We start from the raw sequence: 17,946 nt of genomic DNA on the forward strand, positions 1-17,946 counted from the left end.
CCTCTACCCTGTATTTTCCCTTATGCTATAATATTCTTGGAGTGTGATTATTTTGCCAAAAATTTTAAGAAAAGAAGAACTTGCGCCAAATATTTATTTATTTGACATATATGCACCTAAAATTGCAGCATCTGCAAAGCCAGGTCAATTTATTATTTTAATTGCTGATAAATATTCTGAAAGAATTCCTCTTACTATTTCAGACTATGACGTAGAAAGAGGCAGCGTCCAAATAGTTGTCCAAGCTTCTGGTGAATCTACAAAGAAAATCGCAAAATTTGAAGAAGGAGAAAGCTTCAAAGATTTCGTAGGACCTCTTGGTCATGCATCAGATTTTTATTACATGGACAAAAAGGATTTAAAAGACAAAAAATACTTATTTGTTGCCGGTGGAGTTGGAACTGCACCAGTTTATCCACAAGCAAAGTTTTTTAAAGAAAATGGACTTCATTGCGACATAATTATTGGAGCAAAGTCTAAGGAATTTGTAATCCTAGAAGAAGAACTAAAATCAGTTTGCGACAATTTATACATAGCAACTGACGATGGATCTTATGGTTTTAAAGGTTTAGTTACTGATAAAATCACAGACCTTGTAGAAAATGAAAAGAAAATTTACGACCATGTAGTTTCCATTGGACCAATGATAATGATGAAATTTGTCTGTCTAACTACAAAGAAATATGACCTTCCTACAACAGTTTCTCTAAACCCAATAATGGTTGATGGTACTGGAATGTGTGGAGCTTGTCGTGTTTCTGTTGGTGGTAAAACTAAATTTGCCTGTGTTGACGGTCCAGAATTTGACGGCCATTTAGTCGATTTTGATTCTGCTATGAAAAGACAAAGACAATATATTGATAACAAAAAAACTCACACAATTTCAGATCATCACTGCACAATGGATCTAGCTGTGTCAGACCATTTAGCAGAAAATTCTGTTCAAGATAAAAATGTTGAAGGCGAAAGTCATGAAGACTTTGTAATAAAAAAAGCTGAAGACAGATTTAAAAGAGTTCCTATAGCCGAACAAGCACCAGATGAAAGAAATAAAAACTTTAAAGAAGTTTGCCTTGGCTACACTGCCGAAGAAGCTGTCATTGAAGCAAGCAGGTGCCTAAATTGCAAGAATCCTGGCTGTGTAGGTGGTTGCCCTGTTTCCATTGACATACCAGGATTTATAAAGGAAATTGCCAATGGAAACTTCAAAGAAGCCTACAAGGTTCTTTCACTTTATACAAGTCTTCCAGCAGTTTGTGGTAGAGTTTGTCCACAAGAAACACAATGCGAAGAAAGGTGTGTTCTTGCAAATAGAGGCGATGCTGTTTCTATTGGTAAACTTGAAAGATTTGCAGCTGACTATGCAAGACGCCACCAAATTAGAGAAAATGCTGACATAAGAAAAATTGACAAAAAAGTTGCCATAGTTGGAGCAGGCCCAGCAGGACTTACTTGTGCAGGTGAACTCGCAAAGATGGGCTACGATGTCACAGTTTTTGAAGCCTTGCAACAATCAGGCGGAGTTTTAATTTATGGCATTCCAGAATTTAGACTTCCCGATGAAGTTGTGGAATATGAAGTTGAAAACATAAAGAAACTTGGAGTTAAATTTGAAAATAACTTTGTAATAGGAAGAACTGAAACTATAGACGACTTAATAAAAGAAGGTTTTGACGCAGTATTTATTGGATCTGGTGCTGGACTTCCTAAGTTCATGAATATACCTGGTGAAAACCTAAATGGAGTTTACTCTGCCAATGAATTTTTGACAAGAAACAATTTAATGAGATCCTTTGATGAAGAATACGATACTCCAGTAAATGTTGGGGAAAAAGTTGCAGTAATAGGCGGCGGAAATGTTGCCATGGATGCTGCCAGAGTCGCAAAAAGACTTGGTGCTGATGTTTCCATTGTCTATAGACGTACTGAAAAAGAACTTCCTGCAAGAACAGAAGAAGTTCATCACGCCAAGGAAGAAGGCATTAAATTTGAAATGCTAACTGCTCCAGTGGAAATTCTTGGAGACGATGAAGGCTGGGTTAAAGGACTAAAATGTCAAAGAAATAAACTTGGAGAAGCTGACTCATCTGGCAGAAGAAGACCAGTTCCAATTGAAGGTAGTGAATATGAAGAAAACTTCCAAACAGTTATAATGGCTCTTGGCACAAATCCAAATCCACTAATTTCTTCCACTACAAAAAATCTTGAAATAGAAAATTGGGGCGGAATAATCGTAAATGAAGATTCTCAAACATCTCGTCAAGAAATCTTTGCCGGTGGAGATGCTGTAACAGGATCTGCAACAGTTATACTTGCCATGGGTGCTGGTAAAAATGCCGCAAAATCAATTGATGAATTTTTGAGAAATAAATAAACTTATAAAGATAAAAATTAAGGGAAGAGTTTCACCTCTTCCCTATTTTTGTGCCTATTTATTACTTAAGTTAAGATGTTTTGAAATATTATTTAAAGCATAATTATATCTTTAAATCTTCTTATATAGTTTTGAAAAAATATTATAAAATGAAGAACTAAAAGATAGAGGGAATAATTACTACAATTCTGGCTCTTGATAGGGATATAAGATGTAGTAATTATACAAGTGAATCGGTTTCTTATGGCAAAGGGCTTATAGTATTTTGAATTGGGTATCTATTATGAAATAGTATTAGGAGGTACAGATAAATGATTAACACAAATAATTTTCTAAATAACTAAGAGAGGAAAAGAAATCCTCTCACAAAAACATAGGAGGATTTATGATATATATACAAGACTTAATAAAAACTTTACCAGATAGAAAGCTATTTGAAATTGATAGTTTATCAATAAATAAAAATGAAAAGATAGCCTTAATAGGAGAAAATGGTAAGGGTAAAACTACTTTTTTAAGAATAATATTAGGCTTAGATAAAGACTATACTGGTCAAGTAAGAGTGGATAGAGAACTGGGTTATTTATTAAATTATGACAGTAAAGCTAAGTACTTTTCTGATGAAACCTACTCTAAATCACAGTTAAGGGCTAATGACAACTATAGTCCAGGCGAAGAGCAAAGATTAAAGCTAACAGACCTATTATCAGATAGTTTTAAATTTCTATTAATCGACGAGCCTACATCTCACTTAGACTTAAAGCAAAAGGAAGAACTTATAGGAAAGCTAAATTCAAGAAAAGTTGGATATCTTCTAATTTCGCATGATCGTGATTTCATAAATAAAACTTGTAAAAAGATTTTAGAATTAAAGAACGGAAGAATTGAAGAATATAATGGGGACTACAAATTCTATCTTGAAGAAAGAGAGAAAAGACTTAAGTTTAAAGAAAAAGAGTATTCAAATTTTATAAAAGAAAAAAGAAGACTTGAAAATTTAGCTAGCAATATAAAAGACCAATCATCAAAAGTAAGAAGCACGCCTAAAAGGATGGGAAACTCAGAAGCAAGACTTCATAAGATGGGTGGTCAAGAAAACAAGAAAAAACTAGATAAACAAGTAAAATCTGTAGAATCCAGAATAGATCAACTAGAAGTAAAAGAAAAACCTAAAGAAGAAACAGAAATACAACTATCCATTCCAGATAATAAACAACTCCACTCTAAAGTTTTGATAAGAGGAGAAAATCTAAAGAAAGAGTTCGGAAATAAGATTTTATTTGAAAAATCCAACTTTCAAATAAAAAATAATTCTAAAACAGCTATTATAGGAGCAAATGGAAGTGGAAAAACCACCCTATTAAACATGATTCTAAATCAAGAAAATGTATGGGTGCATCCAAATCTTAAAATAGGTTATTTTAGTCAAATGAGTGATATTTTAGAAGAAGATGCTGATATCCTAGTAAATGTATTAAATACATCTATATATGATGAAACAATGACAAGAATTGTTCTTGCGAGATTAGGATTTAAGACTAATGATGTCCACAAGATTGTAAGTATTTTAAGTGATGGAGAAAAAGCCAAGGTAAAATTGGCTAAAATATTAACTTCTGATTTTAACTATCTTATTTTTGATGAACCGACAAACTTTTTAGATATAAATGCTATAGAAAGTTTAGAAAATCTATTGAAATCTTATGATAGACCATTTATATTTGTAAGCCATGATGAGGAGTTTATAAATAACCTAGCAGATACTCTTTTGATTATAGAAGATAAAAGAATCAAAAATTTTAAAGGTAATTTATCACAATACAAAAATAGAAATAAGGAAATAACAAATGACAAGGAGAGAAATAGTTTATTACTTGACTTTAAAATATCTTCAATAAGTTCTAGACTCGCAATGGAAATATCTAAAGAGGAAAGAAAAAAACTAGAAGAAAAGTATATTAAACTCATTGAAGAAAGAAAAAAATAAATTATAGCATCTACGAGAGTAGGTGCTTTTTTAATACTTAATTTTAAAATGTAACATTAGAAAAATAAAATCCCTCTATGTTAAAACAATAATTTACAAGTTCATAAATTTTTATAAAGTAATAAGTTTTTTCCACTTTCTAATAAAGGCCTACTTCCTAAAAATACAGAGCCAGACTGCTCTTTCTTGCCAGGAAACCCTGTGGATTTCATGAGCTTTTATCTCTAAAGTATCTCCTTCACTTAATCTAACAAGATTTCCATCCTTGTATTCTATATTAGCTGATCCCCTTAACAAAAATACAATTTCAAGCTCATCCTGATCATAAAAATCTGTAACTTGATTAAGTGACATTGTTCTAATAATCCTTAAACTTTCGTCTTCATAAATTTTTTCTTCAATTTCCTTTTCTTCAGAAAAGTTTATATTTTTAAAAATATTGAATAAGTCCTTCATTCTTTTATTATAACATGATTTTTATTCTCAATTTATAATTGTGAAAGTATTTGTTATAATTATAAAAAAAAGAGGTGCAAAATGTTCAGACAAATGAGAAGAATAAAGCAAGAGCTTCCCCTTGATGAAGCTAAAAAATTACTTTTGAAAAATAAAAGAGGAGTCATCTCCTTTAATGGGGATAATGACTATCCCTATTCCCTTCCAATAAATTATTTATACGATGCCGAAGAAAATAAATTATACTTTCATGGCGCAAAAAGTGGTTACAAACTTGACTGCATTAAAAATAATAACAAGTCCTCTTTTGTAACTTATGGCGACGAAGAGCTTTCTGACAATGGCTGGTCCTTTTACCTTAAAAGTGTGATAATTTTTGGAAAAGTCGAAATAATTGAAGATAAAGAGCTTGCAGCAAAAAAATTAAGTGAGCTTGCAGAAAGATATTATCCCTCACTCCAAGAAAATTGATGCTACTATGGAGAGAAGTTTTGAAAATGCCCTTGTTTATTGTCTTAATGTTGAATATATGACTTGCAAGAAAGTCCACGAAAAATAATAAATATCTTCACTATAAAAGCCAAGGCAAAAAACCTTGGCTAATTCTTTATATATTTAATTCAATTTCTTCAAGTCGTTTTTCCCTTTGGCTTTCTCTATAATGAGCAAAAATTGAACCAATTAAGTTTTGAACTACAGAGAAAATTGCACCAGGAAGTGCTGCTAGTGGATTCATTGCAAAGTTTGTATTTGCAAGAACTACTGCAAGACCTGAGTTTTGTGTTCCAACCTCAATAGCAAGAGTAGACTTTTTATCGTAATCAAGTCCAACTATTTTTCCTAGTCCTAGACCAATCATAAGTCCCAAAAAATTGTGAATAATAACAACTCCAAAAACTAATAAACCAGAAGTCATAATTTTTTCTGCATTAAGTCCAACAATAGCAGCAATTATTAGGGCAATTGCCACAGATGATATAAGTGGAAAAATAAAATCTATTTTCTTTAACTTTTCCTTTAAAAGAGTATTGGCAATAATTCCAAGTCCCACTGGTATTACTATAACTTTTACAATAGACATAAACATTGATATGAAGGAAACTTCAACCAAAGATCCTGCCATAATATAGACAAGAAGCGGTGTCAATATTGGAGCAAGTAAAGTTGATGCTACTGTAAGTAGTACAGAGTAAGCCAAATCTCCTTCTGCTATGTGACTCAAAACATTTGATGCAGTTCCACCTGGACAAGTCCCAACAAGAATTACTCCAAGGCTTATGTCCTTTGGCAGTTTAAAAATTACTGATAGGATTAGTGCCAAGAGGGGCATAATTGTGTACTGACAAAGGGCTCCCAAAAATATAAGTTTTGGTGCCTTTAAAAGTTCTTTAAAGTCCTTAACTTCTATGCTTGTTCCCATTCCAAACATGGCTGCTGCCAAAAAAAGAGCAGTGTAATTTGTCATACCCTTAAAGGCGTTGGGATATCTCAAAGCACAAGCTGATAAAAATAATATTATTAAAATTAAGTATTTTTCTATATAGTGTGAAATTTTTCTAAACACGTCACACCTCGTAGAAAAAGTTGTCTATAAGTCTAGTATTTCCAAATCTAACAGCAAGAGCAACAAGGACATCTTTATCAATTATGTCTATGTCTTTTATCTCTTCTGTGTCAACAACTTGAACATACTCAATATCTGCAAGTTCTTCAGTCTTTATTTCATCTTCAATAATCTTTATTAAATCTTCTGCCTTCATTCCCTTTTTAATAGCAGCTTTTCCCTTTTCTAAGGCCCTATTTAAAACTGGAGCGGCCTTTCTCTCTTCATCAGACAAATAAACATTTCTTGATGAAATTGCAAGACCATCTTTTTCTCTTTTAATAGGACAAGGAATAATGTTGATTCCAAAATTTAAATCATAAACAGCTTTTTTTACAATTAAAAATTGTTGGGCATCTTTCCTGCCAAAATAAGCATTTGTAGGTCTAAAGATATTAAATAACTTACTTAGAACAGTTAAAACTCCCCTAAAGTGAATTGGGCGAGTCTTGCCACACAAGTTGTCCTTTAAATCTTCAATAGTTACATAAGTTTTGTGATTTTGATAAAACTCCTTTGGATCTGGTGTAAATACTGCATCTACCCCAGCATCTTCGCAAAGTTTAAAATCTCTCTTTTCGTCTCTTGGATAGGCCTCGTAATCCTCGCCTGGTCCAAATTGTGTTGGATTGACAAAAATAGAAACAATAACTACATCGTTATTCTTTCTGGCTTCATCAATTAGTGACTTGTGTCCTTGGTGTAAAAATCCCATAGTCGGAACTAAGCCCACGGACTTTTGGTAATTTCCCTTGGTAAATTCCAAAGCTTCTTCCACGTTTCTTAGTACTTTCATTCTTCTCTCCTTAAAATTTATTTTGGAGAAATATTTACTTATAAATATTTAAGTACGGTTTATAAAAATAATACCGTCTCCGGCAAATATTATAGCAGATTTTTAAAATTTTTAAAGTTAAAAGGAAGCTTCTGCCTTATAATTTTATCTCACGCCACCTCTAAAATTTCAAAGGAATTTACTTCTCTTATTTTAATCCTTCCTTCTTTAATTAACTCTTCTAATTTATTATCTTCTCCAAAGACTATTTTTATTTCATCTTTTAAGACTAGATCGTAGGATTTTATATAATCTAAAATTTTTTCTTCCTCTGATAAATTTTCATCTCTCTCATCTAAGTCCAAATTTTCCAATAAAAATTCCTCAATTCTTGAGAAGTTCATTATATTTTGAAGAACTCTATTATTCTCAGTAATTAAAAATCCCGGAAATTTTTTTATCCTGTAGTCAAAAGTTTCCATCCTATTTTGAAGAAATATACCCTGACTATTTTCATAATTAAAAATAAATTCTTCAAGATCCAAAGCAAAATCTTTTACAATATCTTTTTGGACATCTATTTTAAAAATATTTTTCTCAAAAATTATTGCCTCTTCCAAAATTTTTCTCATGTAAGCTTTTGACTTATCTTCATCAATTTCCTTTACAGATAAAAAGTACTTGTCCAGTGGATAGGATGACTTGTAATCTTCTGTAAAAAGTTCTGGTGGAGATGAAAAACCCTTCATATTTGTTATAGTACTAGTTGCCCTATACATGTCATATAGAATTTTATTGCCTAATTTAATAGAATTTTTTTTCCTAAAATTTTGCGGCAAGAATTCTTCATAGTCGCCAATTAGTCCTCCCATTACAAATTCATATTTAAAGTTTTTATATTTTCTTTCAAATTTTCTGATTATTGGAAAAAGTCCCCACAAAAAGGGGTCCAACACATCTGTAAATATTTTTAACATAATAACCTCTTCTAATTATAATTATATAAATTCTCTCTAAATACAATTTTAACACAAAAAAAGAGGGTTCACCCCTCTTTCTCATAGATCTAATATCCTAAGAACTTTATATCCACTTTTCCTAACAGGAGCAACTCTAACTCCATCCTGTGGCACTGACTCTACGACTTTTCCATCGCCAATATATATCATAATGTGTGACCCAGCTTTGTTAAGAAGATCGCCTCTTCTCAAATCTTTCATTGGAACTTCTTTGACATTAGGACATCCTTCAATTAACCAAGAATAAGCAGGTGCAATGTCAAATCCCGCAACATCAGAGGCTATACCAACTAAACCTGAACAGTCATATTGGTCATAAGAATAACCTTGAACACTTAGGGCATAATTTATCATGTGCTCAATTTTTTCATTGTAAGTCTTTGGCGTACTTGCGTACCACCAAGTAAAACCAATATGCTTACCTTCTTTAGCAATACTATATACTTGATTTCTATCTGCAACAAAATCGACAATTTCTGGACTATATCCAAAGCTGATCTCATTTCTCTTTTCAATAGGTGCATCGAAAATATAAGAAACAATATTGTTTCCTTTACTTGTATTTGTGAACTCAATGTATTTTATTTCATAAGCATTGTTAAATCCATCAATCCTTGTGCCCTTTACAAGAGTTACGTAAATATTTTTCTTAAACCAATTATTTAAATAAGATTGGCTAATATTTACATCTTTGTTATCTATGGATATAGTCTTATTTTTAAAATTAGCATAATTAATATAAACTACTGCTGTGTCCTTTGGAATATTAATGGAATTTGAGCATTCTTTAAAGTTAGTAATCTTAGAATTTTTTATCTCTGCCACATATCCTGGCATAACATTTATCTTTGATGGACTTCCGCTGGCAGCTATATAGCAAAATGAATTTTCATTACCTAAAACATCTCCAGACACAAGTTGATTGACTTCATTTTTTGGAATAAATTCACTATTTATTTTTTCCTTTTCACTGCTAGGAAGCTGTGGATTTATAATTACACAATTATTTTTATTGTCATAGTCCACCATAAAATCAAGAACAGCAGCCAAATCACGAAGTTTAAAATAATTATTTCCATCAATATTGTACCCGTTAATTTTTATTTCCTTGTCATCTACAAAAATTTTTTGCCTTGTCTCATAGGCTTCTTTATCACCATAAATTTTCTTTAATATTTCTAAGCCATTGTAATCTGAATATTTTTTTCCAGTGCTAATAAATATAGCGTCCTTACTTTCATCATATCTGACATCAAACTTTTTTTCCGTGTGATTCATATAATTTGCAAGTGTGCGGAGCTTAAAGTAGTTGTAGTCATTGATGTTATAAGTTGAGAAGGGCAAAGTCCTCTCTCTTTCATCTGGGTCAATAATTTTTATGTAGGACTTGTTGTTGGCGGAAGCAGAAATCGCAAAAGCTCCCTGTGGTAGTAAAAGTGTTAACATTATTGTTACTAGTAATAAAAACCTCTTCATAATACTCTCCTTTTTATTTATTTTCTTAATTATATTTTATCATTTAAAGTGATAATGTAAATTGTGAAAAATAAATTTTGCTATATAATCAAGCTCTCGATTTATTTAATAGTTAAAATAATTTTACAAATTCTCAATTTATCAATTTAAAATTTTCCAATTACTACTAAAGGATTAAAATTCTTTAATTAATTACAAGTTATTTATCTTTTTGTAAAATTTATGGGAAAACCCAATATCTTGTTTTCATTCTTTCATTCCCATACTATATGTTGTATAATTATATTTATCAGAAAAAATAATATTTATAAATTTTAAGTAGAAAGGATGGGAACAATGCCACAAGTTATAAAAAGAAATGGCACAAAAGTTGATTTCGATATAAATAAAATCGTAATCGCTATAGAAAAAGCTATGCACTCAAGTTCAGGTGTATACATAGAAAATCAAGCTCTAGAAATTGCCAAAGAGATTGAAGAACTTGCACAATCTAAGGATATTCCCCTATCAATTTATGACATTGAAGGAGAAGTTTATTACCGTTTGATCCAAAATGATAATCCTGCAACAGCTAGAGCCTATGAATCTTACAAGTCAGTGCAACAATTTAAACGTGAACAAAATACAACTGACGAAGATATTTTAGGACTTTTAAATGAAACTAATGATGACCTAATGGATGAAAACTCCAACAAAAATGCAGTTATAGCATCAACTCAAAGAGATTTAATAGCAGGGGAAGTTTCAAAGGATATTGCAAAGAGAAAAATGATTCCTGCTGATTTAGTTGAAGCTCACGATTCTGGTGCAATTCACATCCACGATATGGACTATTTTATTCAGCCAATTTTTAACTGCTGTCTAGTTAACATGAAGGATATGCTAGATAACGGAACAGTTGTAAATGGAAAGATGATCGAAACTCCAAAATCTTTTCAAGTTGCTTGTAATGTAATGACACAAATTATTGCACAAATTGCATCAAATCAATACGGTGGTCAAAGTATTAATATATCTTGCCTTGGCAAATATTTAAGAAGATCTTATGAAAAGAATCTTTCTCTTGCCCTTGATACTCTAGGCGATATTGAACTTGCTGAAAAAATGGCAGATAAAATGACTAGAAAAGATTTAGAAAGCGGCATCCAAACAATTCAATATCAAATAAATACCCTAATGACTTCAAATGGTCAAGCGCCTTTTGTAACTTTATTTATGTGGCTTGAAGATAATGACCAATATGTAGATGAAGTTGCAATGATAATAGAAGAAATCTTAAAACAAAGAATTCAAGGGATTAAAAATGACGCAGGTGTCTATGTAACACCAGCCTTCCCTAAATTAATTTATGTTCTTGATGAAAACAATATAAATAAGGACTCAAAATACTATTACCTAACTTCCCTCGCAATAAGATGTACTGCAAAGAGAATGTATCCTGACTATATTTCTGCAAAAAAAATGCGTGCGAATTATGAAGGCAATGTCTTTGCTCCAATGGGATGCAGGGCTTTTCTTCCTCCTTACAAGGACGAAAAAGGAAATTACAAATTTGAAGGAAGATTTAACATGGGAGCTTGCTCTATAAACCTTCCTCAAATAGGTATCCTTTCTGGTGGAAACGAAGAAAAATTTTTTGAAATTTTAGAAAAAAGATTAGACCTAGTTAAGAGAGTTGGTCTTCTTAGATATGAACACTTGAAAAAAGTTACAAGCGATTCATCTCCAATTCACTGGCAACACGGTGCCATCTCAAGACTTGGAAAACACGAATCCATCGCTCCACTTCTTTTAAATGGCTATTCAACAGTTTCCCTTGGCTACATTGGAATATATGAAGCAAGCGTCCTAGTTAAGGGCGTTAGTCATACAGATAAAAAAGGATATGACTTTGCCATGAGAATTATGGACACAATGAATGCCGCAGTAAAAAAATGGACAGAAGAATATGGCATTAAATTCACTCTTTATGCAACTCCTGCAGAATCACTTACACAAAGATTTTGCAACATTGACAAGGAAAGATTTGGCATAATTGAAAATGTAACAGACAAGGGTTACTACATCAACTCCTTCCACGTTGACGTCCGTGAAGAAATCTCTGCTTTTGAAAAGTTCAACTTTGAATCAAAGTTCCAAGACAAGTCAACTGGTGGTTGCATTTCTTATGTAGAAATTCCAAACATGGGCCACAACTTAGAAGCACTTGAGACAATAGTAAGATATATTTACGACAATATTCAATATGCAGAATTTAATACAAAATCTGACTATTGTTCTGAATGTGGTTTTGATGGAGAAATAAAATTAAATGACCACGGCGATTGGGAATGTCCACAATGTCACAACACTGACAGGTCAACACTAACTGTTGTAAGACGTACTTGTGGTTACCTTGGTGAAAACTTCTGGAACGAAGGTCGTACTAAAGAAATTAATGCAAGGGTGCTTCATATCTAATGAACTTTGCACAAATAAGAAAGTATGATGTTGCCAATGGCCCTGGCATAAGGACTACAATTTTTGTCACAGGTTGCACTCACAAATGCCACAACTGTTTTAACGAAGAATATCAAGATTTTAATTATGGAGATACTTGGACTGACAAAGAGACAGAAGAAGTAATTAGCTATTTAAATCTAGGTGAAGTAAAGGGTCTCACACTACTTGGAGGTGAGCCCTTTCAAAATGAAATTGACCTCTTACAAGTTATTCGTGACATAAAAAAAGAAGTCCAAAAGGACATTTGGATCTTCTCTGGCTATACTTATGAAGAAATTTTAAAAGACCAGGACAAGAAGAAACTCCTAGAAGAGTGTGACGTACTAGTTGATGGGAGATTTGTAGAAGCTCTAAAAGACTTAAAACTAAGATTTCGAGGATCTTCCAACCAAAGGATAATAGACATTCAAAAATCCTTGGATGAAAATAAAGTAGTTTTATTTGACTTATAATAATAAACTTAAATTTCTATAAAAAAGAAAAATGCCTCAGCATAAAAACTGAGGTCTTTTTTTATCCTATTCTTCTGGTGGGATTGGCTTTTCTAATTCTTCATTGTCAAAAAAGTTTGTCCCATCATTGGCATTATCTTGGAATGTCCCAAAGGTATAAAGGTAGTCCACACCATCAATTGTGTAGTAAATTTCAATCCTTAAATATTCCATAAAATATTTTTCAAATTGAGTGCTATATCTTTTAGTTTCATAACAATACCTGCCGTCATCAAGCCTATCTAGCTCTCCCTCTATTAGTCTCTGTTTTTCTTTATCGTCATAATGAGAAGCATGGGCAAATATTTTTATTTTTGGAATTTCTGGTTCATAAATTTCTCCATCTTTTTCAAAAGTAAAATAAATCTTATTGTCTTCATTTAAATGTATACAGGGAATATCTCCCTCAATTCTTCCATCAACTGTATCTTTTACTTTTGCAATTTTCTTTTCAGGCATACTTTCAAACTTCGATCTTTCAAATGTCCTAACAATAGGCTTTCTATCATCTTCAGAGACATTTATATTTACCTTAACACCATGTATAGAATTATTTCTTCTAAAATCTGGAGTAGGAGAAAAATAAATTTGGACCACTGCAAATAAAATTATTACAAGAAGAATTAGGATAGCAAAAACTTTTGCAACTTTACTTTTCATAATATCACCTAATTTATATTTACCCCTTTATATTAAAATTCTCTACATAAAAAATCCGAAATAATTTTGCAATAAAAAAATCTTCCAATTAAGGAAGATCTTCTTATCTTTAATATGTAATGAGATTACTCATTGTGGAATAATTAAAGCAAAATATTTTACTAATTTTAAAAGGAGTATTTAAAATAAAAAGTCTATTGACAAAGGAATCCTTACATCAATAGACCTTTTAACTGGCGATAACTTACTCTCCCAGGTCGTTGCCAACCAAGTACCATCAGCGGACTAATGCTTAACTTCTGTGTTCGGTATGGTTACAGGTGTGTCCATTGTCCTATTCTCACCAGATTTCACTTAAAAACTAATCTTCTTTTAACTTCTTGGTCAAGTCTTCGACCTATTAGTACTCGCTAGCTGAACACATTACTGTGCTTACACCTTGAGCCTATCTACCTCGTTTTCTTCAAGGGGTCTTATCTTTCGAGGGAAATCTCATCTCGAGGGGGGCTTCGGGCTTAGATGCCTTCAGCTCTTATCCCTTCCAAACTTAGCTTCCCAGCTATGCACTTGGCAGTACAACTGGTACACCAGCGGTTTGTCCATCCCGGTCCTCTCGTACTAAGGACAGCTCCTCTCAAATTTCCTACGCCCACGACGGATAGGGACCGAACTGTCTCGCGACGTTCTGAACCCAGCTCGCGTGCCTCTTTAATGGGCGAACAGCCCAACCCTTGGGACCTACTTCAGCCCCAGGATGAGACGAGCCGACATCGAGGTGCCAAACCTCCCCGTCGATGTGGACTCTTGGGGGAGATAAGCCTGTTATCCCCGGGGTAGCTTTTATCCGTTGAGCGATGGCCCTTCCACTCGGTACCACCGGATCACTAAGTCCTGCTTTCGCATCTGCTCGACTTGTTGGTCTCGCAGTTAAGCTCCCTTCTGCCTTTATACTCTTCGCACGATTTCCATCCGTGCTGAGGGAACCTTTGAACGCCTCCGTTACTCTTTCGGAGGCGACCGCCCCAGTCAAACTGTCCAACTGAGAGTGTCCCTTCCCCAGATTCATGGGGTTAGGTTAGAATTCTAGCATTAAAAGAGTGGTATCCCAATGGCGACTCCCAAGATACTGGCGTACCTTGTTCTTAGTCTCCCACCTATCCTGTACATTTAATCCCAAAATTCAATCTCAGCCTACAGTAAAGCTCCACGGGGTCTTTCCGTCCTGTCGTGGGTAAGCGGCATCTTTACCGCTACTACAATTTCACCGGATCCTTTGTTGAGACAGTGCCCAAATCGTTACACCTTTCGTGCGGGTCGGAACTTACCCGACAAGGAATTTCGCTACCTTAGGACCGTTATAGTTACGGCCGCCGTTTACTGGGGCTTCAGTTCTAAGCTTCGCTTGCGCTAACTTTTTCCCTTAACCTTCCAGCACCGGGCAGGTGTCAGCTCCTATACTTCGTCTTTCGACTTAGCAGAAACTTGTGTTTTTGGTAAACAGTCGCTTGGGCCTTTTCACTGCGGCCCCCTTTTACAGGGGCTCCCCTTCTCCCGAAGTTACGGGGTCATTTTGCCGAGTTCCTTAACAAAGGTTTTTCCGCTCGTCTTAGGATTCTCTCCTCACCTACCTGTGTCGGTTTACGGTACGGGCGATACTTCTCTTGTAGTGGCTTTTCTCGGCAGTGTGGAGTCATAAGCTTCTCTACTTGTTTTCGATCCGCATTACGCTTCATCCTTCTCGGAAAGCGGATTTGCCTACTTTCCAGACTTTGCGCTTGCACGCCTCACCAACTGGGCGCTCTTATTATCCTTCTGCGTCCCCACTTCCTTTAATGATTGTATCGGTACAGGAATTTCAACCTGTTGTCCATCGACTACGCTTTTCAGCCTCGCCTTAGGTCCCGACTTACCCTGAGTGGACGAGCCTTGCTCAGGAATCCTTGGGTTTTCGACGGGTGAGATTCTCACTCACCTCTCGCTACTCATGCCAGCATTCTCTCTTGTATGATGTCCACAGTGCCTTACGACTTCTGCTTCATCCTTCATACATTGCTCCTCTACCAACGTTAGACGTTCCATAGCTTCGGTATATAGTTTAGCCCCGGTTATCTTCGGCGCAGAGTCACTTGACTAGTGAGCTATTACGCACTCTTTAAATGAGTGGCTGCTTCTAAGCCAACATCCTAGTTGTCTCAGTAACTCCACATCCTTTCCCACTTAACTATAATTTTGGGACCTTAGCTGATGGTCTGGGCTCTTTCCCTTTCGACTATGAAGCTCATCCCACATAGTCTGACTCCCTAGTTCATGATATGGTATTCGGAGTTTGATAGGTCTTGGTAACATATGCATGCCCCTTGACCAATCAGTGCTCTACCCCCTTTTCACTCTAACTAGAGGCTAGCCCTAAAGCTATTTCGAGGAGAACCAGCTATCTCCGTGTTCGTTTGGCTTTTCACCCCTATCCACAAGTCATCCGATAACTTTTAAACGTTACCCGGTTCGAGCCTCCATTGAATTTTACTTCAACTTCACTCTGCTCATGGATAGATCACACGGTTTCGGGTCTACAACTACTAACTTTCGCCCTATTTAGACTCGCTTTCGCTTCGGCTCCGCATCTGTAATGCTTAACCTTGCTAATAATCGTAACTCGCTGGCCCGTTCTACAAAAAGTACACGATCGTGATGTTTACCACTTTCGCTGCTTGTAAACACTAGGTTTCAGATTCTATTTCACTCCCCTTCCGGGGTTCTTTTCACCTTTCCCTCACGGTACTTGTTCGCTATCGGTCACCAAGTAGTATTTAGCCTTAGGGGGTGGTCCCCCCATATTCCCACTGAATTTCTCGTGTTCCGTGGTACTCTTTTGTGTCGGATATCTTCGCTTTCGCCTACAGGACTGTTACCTTCTTTGGTTAGTCTTCCCAGATTATTCGGCTGGCTATTGTCTCTTTTTACACTTCGGGCTCTTCCCCGTTCGCTCGCCGCTACTTAGGGAATCGAGTTTTCTTTCTTTTCCTCAGGTTACTTAGATGTTTCAGTTCACCTGGTTCGCCTCCTATAGTTATGGATTGGCTATAGGATACCTTGCGGTGGGTTTCCCCATTCGGATATCTACGGGTCATTGGATATTTGCTCCTTCCCGCAGCTTTTCGCAGCTTGTCACGTCCTTCTTCGCCTCTTGGTGCCTAGGCATTCACCTAGTGCTCTTTTTAACTTGACCTTTGTTAATAAACATTTCTGTTTATTTCCAGTTTAATTGTTTGTTTAAGAAATTTTGATTAGTTTTTAAGTTGTTATGGTTCAAATCGCTTTTGCGATTCTTGTTAAACCTTAACGCTTTTAGCGTGTCGGTTTGGTGGAGATAAGGAGATTCGAACTCCTGACCTCCTGCTTGCAAGGCAGGCGCTCTCCCAACTGAGCTATACCCCCATATATAATTAAAATAGTGTGAAGATTTTTTTTCCTTAGAAAGGAGGTGATCCAGCCGCACCTTCCGATACGGCTACCTTGTTACGACTTCACCCCAGTCACCTATCCTACCTTCGACTGCTGCTTCCATAAGGTTCGCTCGCAGGCTTCGGGTATTACAAGCTTCCATGGTGTGACGGGCGGTGTGTACAAGACCCGGGAACGCATTCACCGCAGCATTCTGATCTGCGATTACTAGCAACTCCATCTTCATGTACTCGAGTTGCAGAGTACAATCCGAACTGGGAAAGGCTTTTTGAGGTTTGCTTAATATCACTATCTTGCTTCCCTTTGTACCTTCCATTGTAGCACGTGTGTAGCCCAGGGCATATAGGGCATGATGATTTGACGTCATCCCCACCTTCCTCCGATTTATCATCGGCAGTCTCTTTAGAGTCCCCATCCGAAATGCTGGTAACTAAAGATAGGGGTTGCGCTCGTTGCGGGACTTAACCCAACATCTCACGACACGAGCTGACGACAACCATGCACCACCTGTATAGAGGCTTCCGAAGAAGAGTACTTATCTCTAAGTAGGTCCTCTATATGTCAAGCCCTGGTAAGGTTCTTCGCGTTGCTTCGAATTAAACCACATGCTCCGCTGCTTGTGCGGGTCCCCGTCAATTCCTTTGAGTTTCATGCTTGCGCACGTACTCCCCAGGCGGAGTGTTTAATGTGTTAACTGCGGCACCGAATTCTTCCGATACCTAGCACTCATCGTTTACAGCGTGGACTACCAGGGTATCTAATCCTGTTTGCTACCCACGCTTTCGTTCCTCAGCGTCAGAATGAGCCCAGTAAGTCGCCTTCGCCACCGGTATTCTTTTTAATATCTACGCATTTCACCGCTACACTAAAAATTCCACTTACCTCTACTCTTCTCAAGATATACAGTTTCAAATGCTTACAGTAGTTAAGCTACTGCCTTTTACATCTGACTTGCATTTCCGCCTGCGAACCCTTTACGCCCAGTGATTCCGGACAACGCTAGCCCCCTACGTATTACCGCGGCTGCTGGCACGTAGTTAGCCGGGGCTTTTTCTTATGGTACCGTCATTATCTTCCCATATAAAAGAACTTTACGACTCGAAAGCCTTCTTCGTTCACGCGGCGTCGCTGCATCAGAGTT

General features: G+C 35.7%; 11 protein-coding genes, 1 tRNA gene and 3 rRNA genes. 5 read left to right on the plus strand and 10 right to left on the minus strand.

Features of this window, described 5'->3' with window-relative positions; all coding sequences use genetic code 11:
- The first annotated feature begins 52 nt into the window (after positions 1–52).
- A complete protein-coding gene (locus BN3657_RS08330; protein WP_062552534.1) occupies positions 53–2,374 on the plus strand; it encodes a bifunctional dihydroorotate dehydrogenase B NAD binding subunit/NADPH-dependent glutamate synthase in 2,322 nt (773 codons plus the stop codon).
- Between the two features lie 385 nt (positions 2,375–2,759).
- Positions 2,760–4,361 (plus strand): ribosomal protection-like ABC-F family protein, encoded by a 1,602-nt coding sequence (gene abc-f / locus BN3657_RS08335; protein ID WP_062552535.1) that lies wholly within the window; start codon positions 2,760–2,762, stop codon positions 4,359–4,361.
- 150 nt (positions 4,362–4,511) lie between these two features.
- On the opposite strand, the gene BN3657_RS08340 is transcribed toward abc-f, so the two are convergent.
- Positions 4,512–4,817 (minus strand): cupin domain-containing protein, encoded by a 306-nt coding sequence (locus tag BN3657_RS08340; RefSeq protein WP_062552536.1) that lies wholly within the window; start codon positions 4,815–4,817, stop codon positions 4,512–4,514.
- An 81-nt stretch (positions 4,818–4,898) separates the two neighbouring features.
- On the opposite strand from BN3657_RS08340, the gene BN3657_RS08345 reads away from it, so the two are divergent.
- The gene (locus BN3657_RS08345) at positions 4,899–5,288 is read left to right on the plus strand and encodes a pyridoxamine 5'-phosphate oxidase family protein (protein ID WP_230204203.1); all 390 of its coding nucleotides are present in this window, start codon (positions 4,899–4,901) and stop codon (positions 5,286–5,288) included.
- Between the two features lie 136 nt (positions 5,289–5,424).
- On the opposite strand, the gene BN3657_RS08350 is transcribed toward BN3657_RS08345, so the two are convergent.
- The 4 genes from BN3657_RS08350 to BN3657_RS08365 all read right to left on the minus strand — a co-directional run bounded on the left by BN3657_RS08350 (position 5,425) and on the right by BN3657_RS08365 (position 9,690).
- Positions 5,425–6,381 (minus strand): bile acid:sodium symporter family protein, encoded by a 957-nt coding sequence (locus BN3657_RS08350; protein WP_062552537.1) that lies wholly within the window; start codon positions 6,379–6,381, stop codon positions 5,425–5,427.
- 1 nt (position 6,382) lies between these two features.
- Entirely contained in the window at positions 6,383–7,216 is an 834-nt protein-coding gene (panC, locus tag BN3657_RS08355) for a pantoate--beta-alanine ligase (protein WP_062552538.1), read from the minus strand.
- 149 nt (positions 7,217–7,365) lie between these two features.
- Complete coding sequence (locus BN3657_RS08360) at positions 7,366–8,172, minus strand: thioredoxin domain-containing protein (RefSeq protein WP_062552539.1); 807 nt, start codon at positions 8,170–8,172, stop codon at positions 7,366–7,368.
- A gap of 81 nt (positions 8,173–8,253) precedes the next feature.
- Positions 8,254–9,690, minus strand: coding sequence for a C40 family peptidase (locus tag BN3657_RS08365; protein WP_062552540.1), 1,437 nt, complete (start codon positions 9,688–9,690; stop codon positions 8,254–8,256).
- A 336-nt stretch (positions 9,691–10,026) separates the two neighbouring features.
- On the opposite strand from BN3657_RS08365, the gene nrdD reads away from it, so the two are divergent.
- Both nrdD and nrdG read left to right on the plus strand, forming a co-directional pair.
- Positions 10,027–12,150 (plus strand): anaerobic ribonucleoside-triphosphate reductase, encoded by a 2,124-nt coding sequence (gene nrdD, locus BN3657_RS08370; protein WP_062552541.1) that lies wholly within the window; start codon positions 10,027–10,029, stop codon positions 12,148–12,150.
- Positions 12,150–12,644, plus strand: coding sequence for an anaerobic ribonucleoside-triphosphate reductase activating protein (nrdG, locus tag BN3657_RS08375; protein WP_062552542.1), 495 nt, complete (start codon positions 12,150–12,152; stop codon positions 12,642–12,644). Before nrdD ends, nrdG begins: the two co-directional genes overlap by 1 nt.
- A gap of 66 nt (positions 12,645–12,710) precedes the next feature.
- Here nrdG and BN3657_RS08380 read toward each other — a convergent pair whose 3' ends face one another.
- From BN3657_RS08380 to BN3657_RS08400, 5 genes are all read right to left on the minus strand, one after another.
- Positions 12,711–13,343 carry a hypothetical protein gene (locus tag BN3657_RS08380; RefSeq protein ID WP_062552543.1) on the minus strand — a complete coding sequence of 211 codons (633 nt, stop codon included), beginning with the start codon at positions 13,341–13,343 and terminating at the stop codon, positions 12,711–12,713.
- 231 nt (positions 13,344–13,574) lie between these two features.
- Positions 13,575–13,691, minus strand: a 5S ribosomal RNA gene (rrf, locus tag BN3657_RS08385).
- A gap of 32 nt (positions 13,692–13,723) precedes the next feature.
- A 23S ribosomal RNA gene (locus tag BN3657_RS08390) occupies positions 13,724–16,569 on the minus strand.
- 133 nt (positions 16,570–16,702) lie between these two features.
- Positions 16,703–16,778 (minus strand) — tRNA-Ala (locus BN3657_RS08395).
- Between the two features lie 39 nt (positions 16,779–16,817).
- A 16S ribosomal RNA gene (locus tag BN3657_RS08400) occupies positions 16,818–17,946 on the minus strand; the annotation flags it as partial.

Origin of the sequence: Peptoniphilus phoceensis (genome assembly GCF_001517665.2) — a bacterium.
In the GTDB taxonomy this organism is placed as follows: domain Bacteria; phylum Bacillota; class Clostridia; order Tissierellales; family Peptoniphilaceae; genus Peptoniphilus_A; species Peptoniphilus_A timonensis.

Bases quoted from the DNA above. Each gene is read 5' to 3' on its own strand.
- BN3657_RS08360 (WP_062552539.1), bottom strand. From the start codon at position 8,172: ATGTTAAAAATATTTACAGATGTGTTGGACCCCTTTTTGTGGGGACTT.
- BN3657_RS08340 (WP_062552536.1), bottom strand. From the start codon at position 4,817: ATGAAGGACTTATTCAATATTTTTAAAAATATAAACTTTTCTGAAGAA.
- nrdG (WP_062552542.1), top strand. From the start codon at position 12,150: ATGAACTTTGCACAAATAAGAAAGTATGATGTTGCCAATGGCCCTGGC.
- BN3657_RS08365 (WP_062552540.1), bottom strand. From the start codon at position 9,690: ATGAAGAGGTTTTTATTACTAGTAACAATAATGTTAACACTTTTACTA.
- abc-f (WP_062552535.1), top strand. From the start codon at position 2,760: ATGATATATATACAAGACTTAATAAAAACTTTACCAGATAGAAAGCTA.
- panC (WP_062552538.1), bottom strand. From the start codon at position 7,216: ATGAAAGTACTAAGAAACGTGGAAGAAGCTTTGGAATTTACCAAGGGA.
- BN3657_RS08345 (WP_230204203.1), top strand. From the start codon at position 4,899: ATGTTCAGACAAATGAGAAGAATAAAGCAAGAGCTTCCCCTTGATGAA.
- nrdD (WP_062552541.1), top strand. From the start codon at position 10,027: ATGCCACAAGTTATAAAAAGAAATGGCACAAAAGTTGATTTCGATATA.
- BN3657_RS08380 (WP_062552543.1), bottom strand. From the start codon at position 13,343: ATGAAAAGTAAAGTTGCAAAAGTTTTTGCTATCCTAATTCTTCTTGTA.